A 19502-nucleotide genomic window follows, 5' to 3' on the forward strand; every position below is an offset into this window, starting at 1 on the left:
TCCTACATCCTACATCCTGCTTCTTACTTCATATGTCCCGATCTGCCAGCGACGAGCAGATAACCATTCCAGTTGTCAGTTGCTTATTGCTACCTGACAACTACCCCCTTCATCAGCCGCATCCATACCTTTTTAAAAACTACCTATTCTTCATTTTTAAAATTGTTTGCCATGGCTGAATTTGATACCTCACACGTAAAAAATGTAGTCTTGCTGGGCCACGCCGGCTGCGGTAAGACCACATTGGCGGAATGCATGCTATATGAAGCAGGCCTCATTACCCGCCGCGGAACCATTGCCGAAAAAAATACCGTCGGCGATTACCATGAACTGGAACAGGAACGTGGTAATTCCATCTTCTCCAAACTTATGCATACCAAATGGCGGGGTTATAAGATCAATATCATTGACACCCCAGGTTATGACGATTTTGTGGGTGAAGTGATCTCGGCCCTGCGGGTGGCCGATACCGGCGTTATGCTGCTCAATGCCGTTATGGGTGTTGAAGTAGGCACTGATATTATTTGGGATTATACTGAACAATTTAAAACCCCCATGATCTTCGCCGTTAACAAACTGGACGAAGACAATGCCGACTTTGAAAAGACCATTCGGGAGGCAAAAGCACATTTTGGCAGTAAAATAGCCGTAGTGCAATATCCGCGGCAACAGGGCGCTGGCTTTCATGAGATCATAGATGTGCTTCGCATGACGATGTATAAATTTAAAGATACCGGTGGCAAACCTGAAAAATTGCCTATACCAGATGAAGAGCGTGACCGTGCAGAAGAACTCCACAAAGAACTGATAGAGGCGGTGGCCAGCAATGATGAATCATTGATGGAAAAATACTTTGACAAAGGCGAGCTGGACGAAGATGAAATGAAAAACGGTTTGAAAAAAGCCATGATCAACCACGATCTGTTTCCTTTGTTCTGCCTGTCGGCCGAACGGAACATGGGCAGTGGCCGTTTGATGGGCTTTATTGACAATGTTTGTCCAAGCGCCAACGAAATGCCGCCACAAACCACGCAAAGAGGACAATCGTTGCCTTGCGAGGCCAGCGGCCCGGCCTGCATTTTCATTTTTAAGACCATCAGCGAGCCACATGTAGGCGAACTGTCGTTCTTTAAAGTATATTCAGGCACTGTGCAAAACGGCATGGAGCTGGAAAATGAATCGACTGGCGTAACAGAAAAGATAAACCAGTTGTTCCTGGCAGAAGGGAACAAACGCACCAGTACTAACGAGCTGGTAGCAGGGGATATTGGCGCCACCCTGAAACTAAAGAACACCCATGTTAATAATACCCTGCATGTAAAAGGCAAAAACTACGAACTGCATCCCATTGAGTTTCCCCCACCCAATATGACGGTGGCCATTGAGACCCTGAAAAAAGGGGAAGAAGAAAAACTATCACAGGCATTGCACCAGCTGCGGGAAGAGGACCCTACGCTTATTGTGGAAGTTTCACAGGAACTAAAACAAACGCTCCTCCATTGCCAGGGCGATATGCATTTGGCAGTGGCTAAATGGAAAATAGAGCATCTGCATAAAGTAGAAGTAAAATTTATAAAACCACGCATTCCTTACCGCGAAACCATTCGCCGGATGGCCGAAGCCAATTACCGGCACAAAAAGCAGAGTGGGGGCGCCGGTCAGTTCGGGGAAGTGTTTTTACGCATTGAACCCTGGTACGAGGGCATGCCCGACCCCAATGGGCTGAATGTTCGCGGCCGCGATGTGCATGACCTGGACTGGGGAGGTAAACTGGTTTATTTTAACTGTATTGTGGGCGGGGCAATAGACAATCGCTTTCAGCCTTCGATCTTAAAAGGTGTTATGGAAAAGATGCAAACAGGCCCGTTAACCGGGTCGTATGTACGTGACGTGCGGGTATCGGTCTATGACGGCAAAATGCACCCGGTGGACAGTAACGATATTTCTTTTAAGATAGCCGGTTTAATGGCCTTTAAACAGGCTTTCCAGCAGGCTGACCCACAGATCTTGGAACCCGTGTACCAGGTAGATGTGTTATGTCCCGATGACCTTACCGGCGCCGTTATGGGCGACCTGCAAAGCCGCCGGGCTGTGGTGGAAGGGATCGACACCCAGGGACATTTTCAGAAAGTGATGGCCAAGGTGCCGCTGGCCGAAATGGATGGGTATTCCTCCTCGCTTCGGTCTATAACACAGGGGCGTGCCAAGTTCACCATGCGGTTCTTTGACTATGTACCGGTGCCTTTCGAAGAGCAACGCCGGCTTATAGACGATTATTCGAAGACGGCGAAGGAGGAGTTGGTGTAGAATTGGCAGGTTGATCTTGCCCCACCGGTACAAGGCATTCCCAAAATGCGGAGCGGCTAAGTGATAGCGGAGTACTGAAAATTCAGGCATCCACTCACTACTCACAAAAGAACCAACTGGCCCTAGCATATATAATAGCTACCCTCCGGGTGGCTATTATTTTTAGGTAAAAGGTGCATGTAGCAGGTTGAAGGTCTAAACTATGCACACTTACGTAAAAAATTCATTCTAATTCGTTAATATCAAATATTTTTAACACGCGCAAACAGTGTTCAAAATATTTGAATTGTATGGAGGTGACAGCCTTTGATAAAAAGAATTTTGTATTCGAGATCATAACCCAATCACACGTTCCCATGTTCGTAGCGTGGGGACCCGCAGGGACCTTGTTTTATAACGAAGCCTGTCAACCGCTTATTGGGCTGCCGCCTGCGGAGGCCCTGGAACTCCCTGTGCAAACTGTTTTTGCCGGGAATTGGGAAATACTGGGACCAGCCTTTGACAAGGTGATGCAAGGCAAATCTGTTACTATTCCGGAGATACAACTTTTTATTGACCGTAATGGCCATAGGGAACCGGTCAGTTATACTTTTTCCTGCATACCCATTCCGGATGCAAGGTTTAGCCCCTGCGGCATGCTGGTGACCGCCACTGAGAACCCGAGCGTACAGCACGCTGCTCAGAAAAAGATCTACGATATTTTATTACAGCTGCCCATTGGCATTCTGACCCTGCGGATGCCCGATTACCGCATTGAGCTTGCCAATAATTCCTTTTTACAAATTACCACCAAAGAGATTGGTGAAATAACCGGCCGGTCATTATTTGAGGTGAATCCCGGGCTGAAAGGGCAACTGGCTGAGGAACTGATAGATCAGGTGGTACAAACCGGGAAATCGCATATTGAGAATGGCATGCCTTTGCGCATTGAACGGAATGGCGGCCAGGTAACGGCCTATTTCAATATACTTTTTTACCCCTTGCTGGAATCAGATGGCATCTGTTCGGGGGTAATGTTGGTTGGCCGGGAGGTGACCGACATTGTACTGGAGAAAAAGCGCATGGAAAAGAGCGAGCACTATTTTCGCCGCCTGGCCGATACGGTGCCCGTCATGTTGTGGATCACCCGCCCTGATGGCAGCTGTACGTATGTAAATCAGAAATGGTACGATTATACCGGGCAACCACCAGAAAATACCCTGGGGCAGCGCTGGTTGTCCGTAGTGCATCCCGATGATCTGGCCTTAATGACAGGTTGTTTTGAAGAGGCCAATACCCACCAGGTGCCTTTTAACTTCGAATACCGCATCAAGGGAGCGGATGGGAATTATCGTTGGATCCTTGATTCCGGTTCACCCATGTTTGATAACAGCGGCGTTTTTGAAGGCTTTATTGGTTCTGTAGTGGATATCGACAACCGAAAGCTGGCCGAAGATGCCGTTCGGGAAAGAGAAAAAAGGTTCCGCCAGCTGGCCGATTCCATGCCCCAGATCGTATGGACGGCCAATGCCGATGGATATGTTGATTATTATAACAAGCAATGGACCCTGTTGATAGGCGAGGAGAACCAGTTTGGGGATAGCAGTTTCCTGAAGCATGTTCACCCTGATGACCAGGAGCGTTGTTTGGAAAGCTGGCAAGAAGTGGTAAGATCCGGCGAAACCCTGGATGTTGAATTCCGCTTCAAAGTAAAATATCCGGCCGAAACTTACCGGTGGTTCCTGGTACGGGCCCGGCCTATTAAAAACGACGGTGGCCAGATCATTAAATGGTATGGTACCTGTACCGATATTGATGAAGTTAAAACCATTCGACTTAACCTGGAGCTCAGGGTAGCAGAACGCACCCACGAAATATCGCACAAGAACAAAGCGCTGGAAGAAACAACCCGGGAGTTAAAAGAGATCAACCAACAACTGGAACTGCGGCATGAAGAGCTGCGCCAGAGTGAAGAACGCTATTTGCGCATGACCAATGAAGTGGAAGACTATTCAATAATCCTTTTGAGCAAGGAAGGCTATATTGAGAACTGGAATAAAGGGGCGGAAAAAATTAAAGGGTATACCGCCGATGAGATCATCGGCATGCATTTCCGGCTTTTTTATACCTATACCGATCAGCAACATAACCTGCCGGAGAAACTTATAGCGGAAGCATGCCTGCATGGGAAATCGACCTTTGAAGGATTAAGGGTGCGAAAAGATGGCTCTACCTTCTGGGCTTATACGGTGCTCACAGCCCTGCACAATGATAAAAACGACATCATCGGTTTTTCAAAAGTTACCCGTGACCTTACCAAGCAAAAACAAGCTGAAGACCAGTTGAAAATGTATGCCGAGCAATTAGAGCAAAAGAACCGGGAGCTGGAACGCAGTAACGGCGAATTGTCGTCGTTTAGTTATGTGGCCAGTCATGACCTGCAGGAGCCATTACGAAAGATACAGGCTTTTGGTAACCTGATACAGGCCCGGGATGTGGCTAATTTAAGCGATACCAGTAAAGATTATTTCGAACGGATGGTAAAAGCAGCGATCCGCATGCAAAACCTGATCGATTCCTTACTGGAATTTTCGCGCACCACTACGGCCCGCAAAAATTTTGAATCTACCGACCTGAATGTTTTACTGGAGGATGTAAAAAGGGAACTGGCGCACCGCATAGAGGAAAAAAAGGCGGAGATCATTACCGCACACCTGCCTACATTGACCATTATTCCATTTCAGTTCAGACAACTATTGTCGAATCTGATCAGCAATTCGCTGAAGTATTCGCGTGATGAAACAACGCCTGTTATTGAAATAACGGCTTCTTATATAAAAGCAAAAGACCTTGATGAAAAAGCCGCCATACCGGGCAAGGACTATTTCCGATTTAAAGTAAAGGATAATGGAATTGGCTTTGAGCAGGAGTTTGCTGAAAAAATATTTGATCTGTTCCAGCGGTTACATGGCCGTAACGAATACAGTGGTTCCGGTATTGGATTGGCTATTTGTAAAAAAATAGTAGAGAACCATCATGGTTTTATGCGGGCAGAGAGTGAGGCTGGGGAAGGGGCTACGTTCTACTTCTTTATTCCGGTTAAATAGTTGAAAGTTTTATGTTGGCGTGATCTGTTAATCACCGCCAATGGCTTTAAAACAGTGATCAGTTGTAAGGTTACAGTATCCTGATAACATATTTATTAAATAAAAAAGGTCGATTCTTATTCAGAACCGACCTTTTTTTATTTCTTAGTTTATACTTCTTACATTAATATTTAGCGCACTCTTTCATTTCTTTTTCTGTATAAGCTAATCCGTATTGTTTTAATACATCGTCAGGTACGCCATTCCACTTGTTAGGCGTATTACCGGCATAGCCTACGTCTTTAACTCCAATCTGGCTGGTATAAAAACCGGATGTTGTTAAATCGCGCATAAGGCTAAAAAAGGCAATGCCCTGCGCCATTTCAGGTTTTGTTTTTTTGCCTTTGGTTACCTCTTTCCCATTTTCTTTATATACAATTTGCGGATAAGCTATGTCATCAACTATATTTATCTGCTGCGCGGGATCGCATTCAATAAATGATTTATTGAAACGCTTCAGGCTTTGTACATCCAGCCAGCGTAAGCCACCCCGCATTGGGATCTGCTTTTCGGGCATGTCCTTTACAATGTATTCAATAAAATCAGGCACTTTGGCGTCGGAGGCGCTGCCGCTTATTTCATCTTTTGGAATGATGATATCGGCCAGCACGGTGATGGTAGCCATTTCGTGCGGGGTAAAAAAGGTTTTTGAAGTTATTTCCTTTTCCCGTTCCTGTTCTTCCACGGCACGGTCTAAGGTAAATTCGCCGGCAGACTCTGCACCTTTGGCGGCTTCTTTCTTATTATCAGTTTTGCAGGCATCCAGCAACACACTAGCTGACAGGGTACCTACTGCTATCGCTTTTAAGGATTTTCTTCTGTCCATTTTAGTTCTTGGTTTTTGGTTCTACCTTCTTTGTTGTTTGATCTCGTTACTGCGGATTTTACAAATTCCGCTTTTTCATTTCATCGATGATATATTCCGAAGCACGCATAGAGAGCGCCAGGATGGTCCAGGTGATGTTTTTATCGGCCTGAGACACAAACGGTCCACCATCTACACAAAACAGGTTTTTGCAATCATGGGCCTGGTTGTGTTTGTTCAATACAGAGCTCCTTGGATCGTTACCCATACGAACGGTACCGGCTTCGTGAATGATATTACCCGGTGCATGTAAGCCATAATTGTTTTTTTCGTCATCATCACCACCATAAGTGATAATGGCGCCCATGTTATGCATGATCTCTTTGAAGGTTTCCTTCATGTGTTTTGCCTGTTTAATATCGTATTCATGCGGTTTTACATCGAAACGTAATACAGGGATACCATATTTATCAACCACCTTGGGATCGATCTCACATTTGTTTTCTTTTACGGCGAGGGCTTCACCGCGACCGGCCATACCCACGCGGGCGCCGTAGAAGTAACGCATATCTTCTTTCAATGATTTACCATAGCCACCTGGTTCTTTTTGTTGACCTTTTACTTCGAACCTGCCATTCAGGGCCTGCACACTATTACCAAAGCCATAGGCAGGCTGGCCAAAACCACCCCAGTATTCAATATGATAACCACGGGGGAAATCGAGTTTTTTATTATCCCCCCACCAGGGTGTATAAATGTGCGCACCACCCACGCCATCTTCATTATAGCGTTTGCGATCGAACAGTTCAGGAAGTACACCACCCATGTCGGCACCGGTAGAATCGTGCAGGTATTTACCTACTACATCGCTACTGTTGGCCAGTCCGTTGGGATAGCGGGCCGATTTTGAGTTCAACAGCAAACGGGCCGATTCGCAGGCACTGGCTGCCAGGATCACTGTGCGGCCCATAACCTGGTATTCCTGCAGGTCCATCTTGTTTACATAAGAGATGCCGGTGGCCAGTCCTTCATTATTGGTAAGCACTTCACGCGCCATGGCGTTGGTGATCACATCTACATTACCAGTCTCCATAGCTGGTTTCACCAATACTGAAGAAGACGAAAAGTCAGCATACGCAACAGAGCAGGCCCGGTTACATTGTCCGCAAAAGATACACTCACCGCGGGAATCATTGATCTTTTTGGTAAGGATCGAAAGGCGGGAAGGGATCACCGGAATGCCGATGCCGGTTGCTGCTTTTTTGATCATCAATTCATGCAAACGGGGTTTGGGCGGGGGCAAAAAGATACCATCGGGGTCATTTTCCAACCCTTCATTACTGCCAAACACGCCTATTAGCCGGTCTACTTTATCGTAATAAGGTTTTACATCATCATAACCAATGGGCCAGTCATCACCCATTCCATCGATGCTGCGCCGTTTAAAATCTTTGGGTCCGAACCGCAGGGAGATGCGCCCCCAGTGATTGGTACGACCGCCGATCATGCGGGCACGCCACCATTCCCATTTGGTATCATTGGCATGAGTATAGGGTTCACCATCAATTTCCCACCCCCAATAACAAGCATCGAAATCGCCAAAAGGCCTGAATTTGGTACTGGCACCGCGACGGGGTGATTCCCACGGATTTTTAAACTGGGTTACGTTTTTCCTTGGATCATACATTGGTCCTGCTTCAATCAAACAAACTTTTAAACCAGCCTGTGACAACACGTAAGCAGCCATACCGCCTCCGGCACCGGAGCCTACGATGATGGCATCATATTGCTTGGCATTTTTTTTCACCTGAAGATCCCCCATAAGAGTAAGAAAGTTTTATAAATGAAGAATGGTTGGTTTAGAAACATAAATGTAAAGGTTTAGCAATCTTGACCAATTATTTGCAATACCTTTTTTATATGTAGTTGAAATAGTAGCAGCTAATGCAAATAAACTATTAAAAGACGTGGTGGCATTTTCCTGCAACTGTATTGGGGGCGGATTACTTATATGCATCGAGGCAACAGGGTAGCGAGGGCAGGGTTGCAAGCTCCTATAAGGGCACAAGCGGACGCTTACGTAATAATAGGATCATCAGATTGCAAGGCAACAAGACATCGAAGATCAGGCTTGCAAGCCATAAAGTAATGCTAATTAACGAACAGATTGGAATAAAAAAAGTCGCTTCGGGCAGAAGCGACTTGTAGTAGTTATTTAAAATCTAATTAATTCTGGATCGGTCGAAAATAAAAACCCTCTTCATTCAGGATGTGTGAATTGGGTACAAAGCTCATTAATGATTGGCGTACCATATCTTCTGCTGCCATTTGATAACGTGTCCCTACTTCTGGATTCTTTACGGCAAACTTCCAACTTTGAATCTTCAGAAGGGCAATCTTGCTGGCATGGGCAATATGATATTCCAATATCATGAATTTCTCGGCCAGGTAATCCGTTTCATTTTGGATGTATGGGGTCATAGGGATATGTGATTATAGGTTTTTTCAGAATAAATGGACATCGATATAACGAATTTATAGATGTAAAATTGCGTGAATAAAACATAATTACTGCAATCGGTTAACCGATTTTATAGGAAATAAGGGTTTTTCTATATCAGCTGATACTAATATTTTAAATAAAAAACGCTTTCCTTGATATTTACTCAATAATAATGCAGAATTCTTAGATATTATTCAAAAATACCCCTCTAAAAGTGTAACAATTACACCCTCAGTAACAAATGGATAAAAACCATTGATTTTCAAGGTATAAAATCCAGGATTCAAAGTATAAAATTCAGCATTTCAGGGACAAGACTTTGTAGGTAAGTGGTAATTGTCTGAAATGGGATGGTTGGGTTTTGGGAGTTTAAATGGGAGAGAGGATCAACAGGCGGACGATTACGCCATTATACGTCCTAAGAGGCACCCCGCTAAGGCGGGGCACCATTGTAGGAGCCTTGATGCCACACAGCCTTTAACAATTGTTGAAATTTATTTTTCAGATACATAACAGAAACCTATAAATGATAATTGTTTAAGAGATAATTATTAGTATCATGATCAGGGAATGGCACCGATCTATCATTAATGGTTAACCTGTATAAGAATTCACCGGCAGTGTCTAAATATTTTATTTTCAAAATCAACATTCAAAAAGACCTCCTATCTTTGTTTTGGCAACACTAATCAGCGAAGTGAGAAAGAAATGGTGAGACGAGCAATGTAGCCGATGCACAAACCTTATCTGATGGACCGGATTCTATTTATTACGCCACTTCTTTTCTTTTTATCTCTTTTACTTATCTCATATGCCTACGGGCATCTTTGGTGTGCCTTCACCTATTTAGCAGTTACATTCAATCCGTACAAAAGAAAGATTTCAAAAACATTGGTAAGTCATCATCGTCTTAATGCAGTTTGTCCCGCCTTGCGGGTGGTAAGCTGGCCTAACCGGAACCGTGTGCAAAAAGGATGCACAGTGTACGTTCCGGAATGTTTTTTTTGGATCGATAGCAGATAGCGGTCATATGAACACGCAATAAAAAGGATAGCAACAACTCCCAGGTTACTCATGGATCTACAGGAAGATGGTAGATGCCATACAGTCAATTATTGTTTAATAGTAAAAGTAACTAATGTTATTTCAGTAAGGCGCGTGCCAGCTACTGAAGCAAGCTCTTTATTTACGTGAGCAATAAGTAAAGAGGTAGCGTCAACGACTACTGTTATTTGCCATAAACCTTTTCTTATGAAATTGAAAAAAGAGGATATTGAAAGGATCCGGCTCGCAAAAGATCTATTAACTAAAAACAGGCGTTACCACATTACTATAAGTGATCTAAGTCAACAAACACAGCTTAACCGCACCAAATTGCAATTCGGATTTAAACAGTTGTTCGGGGTTAGCATTGATGATTTCCGGATCTTGTTACGAATGGAGAAAGCAAAAGAGTTGTTGGAACAAACCGAAAAAAGTGTAAAGGAAATATCATTACAGGTTGGCTACAAAAGCATGGGCAGCTTCAGTACAATGTTTAAAAAAATATATAGAAAATCGCCCACCGAATGGCGGAACGGGCTTCATGGATAAGCTGCATTGACGATATGAATACAATAACACAAAGTGAGCACCACTTTGAAACAATTGCATTGTCTTGAAAGGGCAATGTAGTTCTTTGCATAAGTATAACAGTATTGCACACGTTATTTTGTGAAATAAAAAGAATGAATTTGTGCAAATAGAAGAAATGTATTTTCGTATATTGCATACAGATATTTGACAAGACGGTTATCAATATATACACAGTCAGCAGGCAGTAGCTGCGGTACAAAACTTATTTTCCTGGGAGCTCTATGATAAGCCCTCAAAGCCAATTTATTGAACCAGGTTAACGATCATGAGTACCGCACTACTTCTTCTGACAATCGCAGCACAATATTTGGCTATAGAATGATGATCCGGGTTGCCGGAAGCGTTTATGAATGTGGTAAAACGATATTTTGCAGGAGGGTCAGTAAAATACCCGCTCATGAATGCAGGGCTGAACGCCGAGTCGCTCCCGGCTTTCACCTAATGACCAGGGAACAATCCCGGCATAGCCGGCTCCCGGATTCATTTTTACATATTTGGTTTTACTTTCTAATTGGCCTTTCTTGATCTATTATAGAAGGTTTTTAACAGTGGCTTGCTTGTACTGCCTTTTCTGTCCAGTAAGGGCACTATAGGTAAGCATCATTGGATTGGGAGATCTTTAATTTTGGGATTTTGAGATTTATCAGACAGCAGAAATTGGTATAAATCACAAGATGTCAAATTCGAAAAATCAGAAATTACATATTAACTTCAGCAATGGACCTGCGGGTACTAACTGATGAGATACTGCTGCAACTGTTAAAGGCCAACAATGAATTGGCTTTTAAGGAGATTTATACCCGTTATTGGCAACGCCTCTTTGAAACCGCTTATCACCGCCTGGCCAGCAGGGAAACCGCCAAAGAACTGGTGCAAACTGTCTTTCTACGTATTTGGGAAAAACGTCATTCCAATCACATTACTCACCTGCAAAGCTATTTGCAAACCGCCATCAAAAACAGCGTTATTAATTATGTAGCAGCCACCCTGGTACATAAAAGATACCTGCAGCATATTATAAACACCGGCTCAACTACTTATCAGGGTGCCGAATCAACCCTTACCATTCACGAACTGTCACAAGCCATAGATAAAGCCGTTGCTGCACTGCCAGCCAAAACAAGACAGGTTTTCAGACTCAGCCGCTTCGATCATTTGTCTATCCGGGAAATTGCCACCATCCTGAACATCTCTGAAAAAGCCGTTGAATACCATATTACACAATCACTAAAGACCTTACGCTCATACCTGAAAGATTATCTTGATATCGCCCTGTAGTAATTCCGCTTCCTAAATTTTCTTACCCCTTTAGGGGTTCTCTCGACCTGCCTGTCTATACGGGAAACCGGTTTTACAACCCGGACAAACCGAACAGTATGGACCGCACCGCATTCAGGGAATTATTAATACGTTATTGTGATGGTTCCGCCACTGCAGAAGAGATGGCACTGGTAGATCACTGGTATGAAGGGTTATATAATGACAAACTGCCAATCCTTAATCAGACCGATCTAGATAATATAGCGCAAGAAATGTGGGAACATATTGAAAAGGAAGGCAACCTCGTGCCCCCCTTAACAGTATATCGTTCTACCAACAGAAAGCGGCTGTATTATTTCACTGCTGCAGCAGTTATAATCGGACTGGTAATAAGCGGCTGGCTGATATTTTTTAGTTCTACCCAAACGTTCTCCTATGACAAAAGCCGAAAGAAGGACCAGTTAGCTGAAAATGTTAACAATACCACTACAACCCAACGAATAAACCTGGAAGATGGCAGTTATATACTGCTGAAACCAGCCTCGAAGATCGCCTATACACAACATTTTGGTGTCAATAAACGGGAGGTGTATCTGGAAGGGGAGGCATTTTTTCAAGTGGCCAAAGATGCCGCCCGGCCATTTTATGTATACACCAATGAGCTGGTAACAAAAGTGCTGGGAACCAGTTTTGATGTACGGGCCTTTCCGCACGATAACACCATTCAGGTATTGGTGCATACTGGTAAAGTGACCGTATACAAACGAAAGACCGGAGCGGCCGAACAGGAACTGGCCAAAGCCAATGCCGCTATTATTACCCCCAATCAGCAAATACTGTTTAACCGGCAACAGGTGAGTTTTACCAGATCTGTAATTACCCAACCGCAGGTTATTAATACACCTGTTACTAAAGACAGTAACCTGTTTGTTTTTACCAATACACCGGCATCTGCTGTATTAAAGGCCCTTCAAGACGCTTATGGCATTCCCATCATTTTTGATGAGGAATTGCTGGGCCATTGTTCATTCACCGGTGCTTTTACCAACGAAACCTTTTTTGAAAGGATCAACCTGGTTTGTAAAGCCATCGAAGCTGTTTATGAACAGGCCGACGGTCAGGTCATCATCACGAGCACTGGTTGTGAAAATGCAACTGAATAATCAATAATACTTAATCAATGAAAAAAACCTTCCCAATCAATGTAATCAAGCATGTCGCCGCGCAATTGCTACTGGCGATCTTTCTCGTTGTTACGGGTTCTGCAGAACCGGGCCATAACCAAAATGTACTGGACCGTGAAGTAACACTGAACATTAAAGAAAAAAAGCTGGAATATGTATTGAATAAAATAGAAGACCAAACAAAAGTAACGTTTGTCTTCAGCCCAAAATTGATCCAAAGCAACCGGCTTGTCACCATTAGTAAATCAAAGGAAAAATTATCGGCAGTATTGAATGAACTGGCCAACGACCTGCATCTTGAATATGAAGTGGCGGGTGATAAAGTGATCCTTAAGCGACAGATCTCAGACAAAAATGGAGTGGAAGTGGACAATAGCGTTCCGGAAATTTCACCGATTCCCATTACAGGTAAAATCACCAACTTAAAAGGTGAACCCTTATCGGGGGTAAGCGTTTTGGTAAGAAATAAAGGCGGCGGCACCTCCACCAATGCCAATGGCGTTTTTACCATTAATGCAGAAGATGGCGACGTGCTGGTTATTTCGATCATCGGTTTTAAAACCCAGGAAATAACAATAGGCGGCCAGCATGAATTAACTATAAGACTGGAAGACGCAGTTGCAGAATTAACTACTGTAGTAGTTGGTTCCCGTTCATTACGGCCAAGGACCAACGTGGAATCGCCGGTACCGGTTGATGTGATCAATAGCAAAGACCTGCTGGCCACCGGACAAATAGAGCCAGCGCAACAAATACAATTCACTGCGCCCAGCTTTGTATCAAATCGTCAAACCATAGCCGATGGCACCGATCATATTGACCCTGCCAGCTTACGCGGTTTGGGCCCCGATCAGGTGTTGGTACTGGTAAATGGCAAACGCCGCTATAATACAGCCCTGGTAAACATTAATGGTACAGTAGGCAAGGGGTCTGTAGGCACCGATCTGAATTCCATTCCTGGCAGCAGCATCGAGCGCATAGAGGTGTTGCGCGATGGCGCCGCCTCACAATATGGCTCTGATGCAATTGCCGGTGTAATAAATGTGGTATTGAAAAAGAAGACCGGCACCCAGGTTTTTGCACATGCCGGCCAGCAATATGCAGGTGATGGGGCCAATTTACAATTTGGTTTTAACCAGGGATTCAAGCTTGGCAAAAAAGGGGGCGTATTGAACCTTACCGGGGAAGTAAGACATCGGCAGCCCACCAACCGCGCCGGTGACTACCTGGGTACGGTATATAATAGCAATGCCACCCAGGATGAGATATTGATTGCGCAAAACGGAGGCTGGGACAGAAAGAACAATATGTATATAGGAAATTCAAAACAACTAAATGCATATGGCGAAGCCAATCTGGAATTGCCCATTTCAAACAAAACCAAATTCTATGCAATGGGCATGTATAGCTACCGCAAAGGAAAAGCAGCTGGGTTTTACCGGTACCCCAAACAAACCACGCAGGTAGTGGCACAATTATATCCCCGTGGTTTTCTGCCGTATATTGAGTCGGAGATCAATGACCGGTCTGTAATGGCGGGTATTAAAGGTAAAATGGCCAGCGCCTGGAACTGGGATGTGAGTACTACCTATGGCGGTAACCAGTTCCGGTTCGATGTGACCAATTCGAACAATGCCAGCATGGGCACGTCAACACCCACGTCTTTTTATTGCGGTAAACTGGGGTTTCAGCAAAGCACTACCAATGTTGACTTCTCCAAAGATTTTGGCTCTAACCTGAAGCTGGCCTCTTTTAACGTAGCCATTGGCGCTGAAATGCGCATAGATATGTTCAAAATAACGCCGGGACAGGAAGAGTCGTGGAAGAATTATGATCCTAATTCCGGCAAAGCAGGCGGCGCCCAGGTTTATCCGGGTTATCAACCCGCCAATGCAGTAGATGAAAACCGCAGCGTAGTTAGTACATATGTAGATGTGGAATCTGATATAACCGAAAAACTCCTGGTCAATGTGGCCGGCCGGTTTGAGCATTACAGCGATTTCGGCAACGCCCTTGCCGGCAAACTGGCATTGCGGTATAAGATCCTGGATGCACTGTCAATACGCGGGGCCATCAGCAATGGGTTCAGGGCACCCTCCATTCATCAGTATTTCTTTAACAATACCAGCACCCAGTTCCAGCTTATAAATGGAACGCTGTCGCCCAGTAATACCTTAACCGTTCGAAATAGCGACCCGATTGCCAAGGCCCTGGGGATCCCTGATCTGAAAGAAGAAACTTCCGTTAACTACAGTTTAGGTATCACGGCAAAACCGAGCCGGAATACTTCTCTTACAATTGATGCCTATCACATAGATATCAAGAACCGCATTTTACTGGCAGGCCCGTTCAGAAGAACACCTGCCGGCACCTCCATAGTTGATCAGGTATTGAACAATGCCGGTTTTGGTACCGATGTGCAGGTGGTACAGGCCTTCAGTAATTTTGTGGATACAAAAACACAGGGGGTGGATATCATCTTCTCCGTTAGTCCGCAATTGGGTAAGGGCAATCTCGATCTCACGCTTGCAGCCAACTTCAATGAGACCAAGATCAAAAAAGTAAAAGGGACAGATAAGATCCCGGCCGTACCGGATTCAGTGGGGAATTACTTCTTTTTTGACCGGGCAGAACAATCGCGTATAGAACTGGCGAACCCGAAAAACAAGGTCTCGTTATCGGCCAATTATCAACTAAAAAAGTTCGGATTTATGGCCCGGGCAACGCGTTTTGGCAAAGTGACATCGTGGAATGCTGATCCCCGGCTCGATGAGACCTATGATGCTAAAGTTGTCACCGATGCCAGCGTCAGTTACAATATACTGCCACAGGTACGGGTAACCATTGGTGCTAACAATATCTTTGATGTGTACCCGGATAAATTGAAATGGTTCCAGATTGGCAATGGCGACAAAACAAATATTTACTACAGCAATACGTCCGACGGGCGTTTTCAATACAGCCGCAATGCCACCCAGTTTGGGATGAACGGCGGGTATTATTATATCAGTCTATCGGCCAACTTTTAAGGCAGGAGATATGTGCTAAAAAACAAAAGGTCGTCCCGATGAATCGAGGCGACCTTTTGTTTCCCATCTATATGAATTACACTACGTTATTTCGCTGTGCTACTAACTGCTAACATATTGTTATAAGTTGAAGCAGAAGTGCCATATTTTATATCATCGAAATACAGTACTCTCAGGTTGGTAGAAGTAGTTTTTGTACCATTCCAGTCTGATTTGTAGATACCCATTTTCCAGTTAGGAAGATGGAAGTCACCAGTGATCTTATACATGCTGGCGCCCTTACGGGAAACGAGCTTTTGACCGTCTTTCCAGATCTCGATCAAACCATCAGAACCTGAAGAGTGAATGATGTGATATACAAACGTATGCCATTTGTCTTTTCCAATTGCACCAAGATCAGTTTTAGCATCGTCTGGTGTTCTCATCACAAGATGACCATTTACAACCCGCATAGAAATAGCCGGGGTTATACCACCACCACCATGCCATTGGCTGATAACTTCGTCTTGTGCCTCATCTTTATACTGAGCGCTTGGCATATACATCGCATAGGAATACCAGAAGTTATTAGTAGTAGGTGTTGGAAAAGATATTTCAGCCCTTGTACCACTGTGATTTTCGGGATCGGTATCTCTTAACTCAAAACGAGCTGATTTGGAACCGCTGAACGCATGGGTTGTAGATTGAGTAATACCATAGGAAGTAGCGGTTTGTATAGTACACATAGAATTTAAAAAGCTGCTACCATCTGCATTCTCCGACCAGATCAGATTTCCACCTGATGTTGATTGTGTTGACACCTGCTCTTCGCTTGCAGCAGCATCATCCGGAGTAGTAGTTGGTCTTTCAACATTTTTCTGACAAGCGGCTAATGTAGCCAGTAATAAGGAAACGGACAGCACGCGCTGATTTCTCTTTAACCAATTGCCTCTTTTGTGCATCATCGTTGTTTTCATTTAGGTGTTAATTTCTCGATTTAAAAAAGTGTTTTCAATTACCGGTAACGTCTTGCTTACGCATAAGACTCCCTGTTCACATCACAAGTGCGTTTTTTTAACCTGTGACGCGTTATGTACCCGCCATGCTGCAAGCGGTAGGCTGCTGCATGTAATTCCTGTTCAAAACACCCTCATGACATGCACATAACAGTGCCTATATCATTCAGATGATTTGCTGTGAACTATGAAGAACAGTGATTAAAACAGATCGCTTTTTGTTGCGATGGCTGCTCTTCTTCCAAACTGAGTTGTTGAGGTTGTTGTTGGCCGCGCGTAGCTAAGTTCCAGCGCGCCTTTTGTAACGATAGTACGGACTATTAGTTTTCTTGTGTCGGATACGGCTGAAAAGATGCTGATCACATCTTTGAGGAATTTTCTAATAGTGTTCATCATAAGGATATTTACATTTTCAAAAAAAGTACTCGAGCGATTCTAACACAAACTTGCGTCTGTATTTTTCTAAGCTAAAGTTCTCAAAGGTCCCGTATTCATCAAATAGCTTTCTTTCAGTACGACAGTGCAAAGTTGCAGCCAATTTCATTCATTTGAATCCTTCAGTAGCTAGAAAGGCAAAAATGTAATCGGTTTAGACTAAGTCGTAATAAGAGTATTTGCTTAAAAAAAGGCGGCTTAAAAATGATTGTAATCAGGACAATTGCAATAGGGTTTAGACAGTATCTGTAAACGGTATCGTTCTTAATAGACCCTCCTGCAGGAAAGGCCGGAGGTCAACAGACCACAAGAACCATATGTAAATAAGGCTTCAATATAATTACATTTATCTAATATATAATAAGATCACCTGACGAAAGAAATAAGTAACTTGCTCGCTATAAAGATTTTATATGATCGTTGTTATTCAGTGTAAAGACCAGGTTGGCTTAGTGGCAGGCATTACCGGCGTGCTTGCAAAAGAACAATTGAACATTGTCTCATTGCGGGAGCATGTTGATAAGATCGAGAATCGCTTTTTTATCAGGGTCCATTTGGAAGTTGAAACTGACTCACAAGCGCTTGAATCAAAACTTAAACAGGTATTGCCGGAAGATGCGGTAATAAAAGTGAATCCGTTGCCTGAGAAAAAGGTAGTGGTGCTGGTAACGAAGGAATATCATTGTTTGGGTGATATACTTATCCGTCATTATTTCAAAACGCTGGGCGCCCAGGTGCAATGTGTGATCGGGAACCATGATACGCTGGAGAATATCTGTCAGCGGTTCGATATTCCGTTTTACCTGGTTTCGCATGAGCAAAAAGACAGGGACGTATTTGAGTCGCAGGTAAGCAGTCTGATAGACAAGTATACCCCCGATTATATAGTGCTGGCCAAGTTCATGCGGATATTATCGCCCGGTTTTGTAGCAAAGTATACTGGTCGACTCATAAATATTCACCATTCTTTCCTGCCGGCGTTTGTAGGTGCCAGTCCTTACAGACAGGCGTTTGAGCGCGGGGTAAAGTTAATTGGTGCTACGGCCCATTTTGTTACCAATGAGCTCGATGAAGGGCCTATTATTGCGCAACAGATCATTCCGGTAACCCATTCCCATACGGCAGGAGATATGATGAAAGCCGGTAAAGAGATTGAAACGGCGGTGTTGGCTAAAGCGTTGCATCTTGTTTTTGAAGACAGGGTATTTGTATACAAGAATAAGACTGTCGTCTTTGAATAGCACGAAGTAGGAAGCAGGAGGTGGGGGTAGGAAATACAAGACCAGCCTACATCTTACGTCTAGCTTGATACTGAAAAGAAAATTTGAGTCAGGAAAAACCGGAGATACGAGGTAAGAAATAGGAAGTAAGAGGTAGGATATAAGAAGTAGGATTAAGTGAGGTAAGTGCCAGGAAATACAGACTCTTCATACTTCCTACGTCTTACTTCTAAAACTTATTATCAAAAATCAACACTTTACTTTATAAGCTGCTTATTAAACCCCATAGCAACCAGTTGCTCATAAGCATCCCAAACATCAACGGGGATCTCCTGATAGATCTGAAAGCCTTTTTCAGGATAGAATTTTATCCGTTGCAGATCGCCCACCATCATGTTGATGAGCTTTTCAACAGAGATATCGGTGGTAGGATATTCTTCAAAAGAAAGCAGGGGTGAGGTCACCAGCAATTTTTTATCAGGCCAGTGTTTTTTAAACGTAGCATAGCTGCGGCGTTCCATATAGGGCTTTTGAACCACTATAAAGCTGTTGAGATGGAGGTTTTTCTCTTTAAGTAATTGTTGTGTGTATAGGATGTTTTCACCTGTGTTGGTGCTTTTATTCTCAATAAAGATCGCTTCGCGTGGTACGCCCCGGTCAAGCGCAATGGTGGCAAAAAGATCAGCTTCTGTTTCTGCCCACATATCTTTAGTAAGCTTACCTAGTCCTCCTGAGAATATAATAATGGGAGCATATCCCTGCAGGTAAATATCAGCGCCCCGTTCGGCAGTGCGGATGTCCAGACTGCCCAACACCAGAATACAATCAGACTGTTCCAGTGTATGGTGTAACTGATGATAGTTCCACAATATTTTAGCGAGTGCTATAGCTTCCTGGTTTATCATTATTTGTACGGTTAGGTTGATGAGCAGCAGTGGCTGCATCCAGATCATCTGGTCTTATATACAATTGTATCTACTGGTAAGCAATAAATCTGCCAATAT

The 19502-nt window shown here is 44.0% G+C and carries 13 protein-coding genes; 7 read left to right on the plus strand and 6 right to left on the minus strand.

The window, feature by feature from the left end; all coding sequences use genetic code 11:
- The first annotated feature begins 171 nt into the window (after positions 1 to 171).
- Positions 172 to 2307 (plus strand): elongation factor G, encoded by a 2136-nt coding sequence (locus tag J7I42_RS33745; protein ID WP_209144733.1) that lies wholly within the window; start codon positions 172 to 174, stop codon positions 2305 to 2307.
- 290 nt (positions 2308 to 2597) lie between these two features.
- Positions 2598 to 5393 carry a PAS domain S-box protein gene (locus J7I42_RS33750; protein ID WP_209144735.1) on the plus strand — a complete coding sequence of 932 codons (2796 nt, stop codon included), beginning with the start codon at positions 2598 to 2600 and terminating at the stop codon, positions 5391 to 5393.
- Positions 5394 to 5556: 163 nt separating this feature from the next.
- Here the strand turns inward: J7I42_RS33750 and J7I42_RS33755 are convergent, their stop codons facing one another.
- The 3 genes from J7I42_RS33755 to J7I42_RS33765 all read right to left on the minus strand — a co-directional run bounded on the left by J7I42_RS33755 (position 5557) and on the right by J7I42_RS33765 (position 8718).
- Positions 5557 to 6258, minus strand: a complete 702-nt coding sequence (locus J7I42_RS33755) for a gluconate 2-dehydrogenase subunit 3 family protein (RefSeq protein WP_209144737.1) — start codon at positions 6256 to 6258, stop codon at positions 5557 to 5559.
- Positions 6259 to 6316: 58 nt separating this feature from the next.
- Positions 6317 to 8059, minus strand: coding sequence for a GMC family oxidoreductase (locus J7I42_RS33760; protein WP_209144739.1), 1743 nt, complete (start codon positions 8057 to 8059; stop codon positions 6317 to 6319).
- A 404-nt stretch (positions 8060 to 8463) separates the two neighbouring features.
- Positions 8464 to 8718 carry a hypothetical protein gene (locus J7I42_RS33765; RefSeq protein WP_209144741.1) on the minus strand — a complete coding sequence of 85 codons (255 nt, stop codon included), beginning with the start codon at positions 8716 to 8718 and terminating at the stop codon, positions 8464 to 8466.
- Positions 8719 to 9991: 1273 nt separating this feature from the next.
- Between J7I42_RS33765 and J7I42_RS33770 the strand changes: the two genes are divergently transcribed.
- The 4 genes from J7I42_RS33770 (at position 9992) to J7I42_RS33785 (ending at position 15848) form a co-directional block, all read left to right on the plus strand.
- A complete protein-coding gene (locus tag J7I42_RS33770) occupies positions 9992 to 10333 on the plus strand; it encodes a helix-turn-helix domain-containing protein (RefSeq protein ID WP_209144744.1) in 342 nt (113 codons plus the stop codon).
- A gap of 759 nt (positions 10334 to 11092) precedes the next feature.
- Positions 11093 to 11653 carry an RNA polymerase sigma factor gene (locus J7I42_RS33775; RefSeq protein ID WP_209144746.1) on the plus strand — a complete coding sequence of 187 codons (561 nt, stop codon included), beginning with the start codon at positions 11093 to 11095 and terminating at the stop codon, positions 11651 to 11653.
- A 98-nt stretch (positions 11654 to 11751) separates the two neighbouring features.
- The gene (locus J7I42_RS33780; RefSeq protein ID WP_209144748.1) at positions 11752 to 12798 is read left to right on the plus strand and encodes a FecR family protein; all 1047 of its coding nucleotides are present in this window, start codon (positions 11752 to 11754) and stop codon (positions 12796 to 12798) included.
- Between the two features lie 17 nt (positions 12799 to 12815).
- Entirely contained in the window at positions 12816 to 15848 is a 3033-nt protein-coding gene (locus J7I42_RS33785) for a TonB-dependent receptor domain-containing protein (protein ID WP_209144750.1), read from the plus strand.
- 86 nt (positions 15849 to 15934) lie between these two features.
- On the opposite strand, the gene J7I42_RS33790 is transcribed toward J7I42_RS33785, so the two are convergent.
- Together J7I42_RS33790 and J7I42_RS33795 are read right to left on the minus strand one after the other, a co-directional pair.
- Positions 15935 to 16804: a polysaccharide lyase gene (locus tag J7I42_RS33790; RefSeq protein ID WP_209144752.1), complete on the minus strand. Its 870-nt coding sequence runs from the start codon at positions 16802 to 16804 to the stop codon at positions 15935 to 15937.
- Positions 16805 to 17044: 240 nt separating this feature from the next.
- Entirely contained in the window at positions 17045 to 17239 is a 195-nt protein-coding gene (locus tag J7I42_RS33795; protein ID WP_209144754.1) for a hypothetical protein, read from the minus strand.
- A 452-nt stretch (positions 17240 to 17691) separates the two neighbouring features.
- Here J7I42_RS33795 and purU point away from each other — a divergent pair, with 452 nt between their 5' ends.
- On the plus strand, positions 17692 to 18519 hold the full coding sequence (gene purU / locus J7I42_RS33800; RefSeq protein WP_209144756.1) for a formyltetrahydrofolate deformylase: 828 nt from the start codon (positions 17692 to 17694) through the stop codon (positions 18517 to 18519).
- Between the two features lie 236 nt (positions 18520 to 18755).
- On the opposite strand, the gene J7I42_RS33805 is transcribed toward purU, so the two are convergent.
- Positions 18756 to 19451 (minus strand): YdcF family protein, encoded by a 696-nt coding sequence (locus tag J7I42_RS33805; RefSeq protein ID WP_209144758.1) that lies wholly within the window; start codon positions 19449 to 19451, stop codon positions 18756 to 18758.
- Positions 19452 to 19502 lie beyond the last annotated feature (51 nt).

It is taken from the genome of Niastella soli, assembly GCF_017742245.1.
Lineage (GTDB): Bacteria > Bacteroidota > Bacteroidia > Chitinophagales > Chitinophagaceae > Niastella > Niastella soli.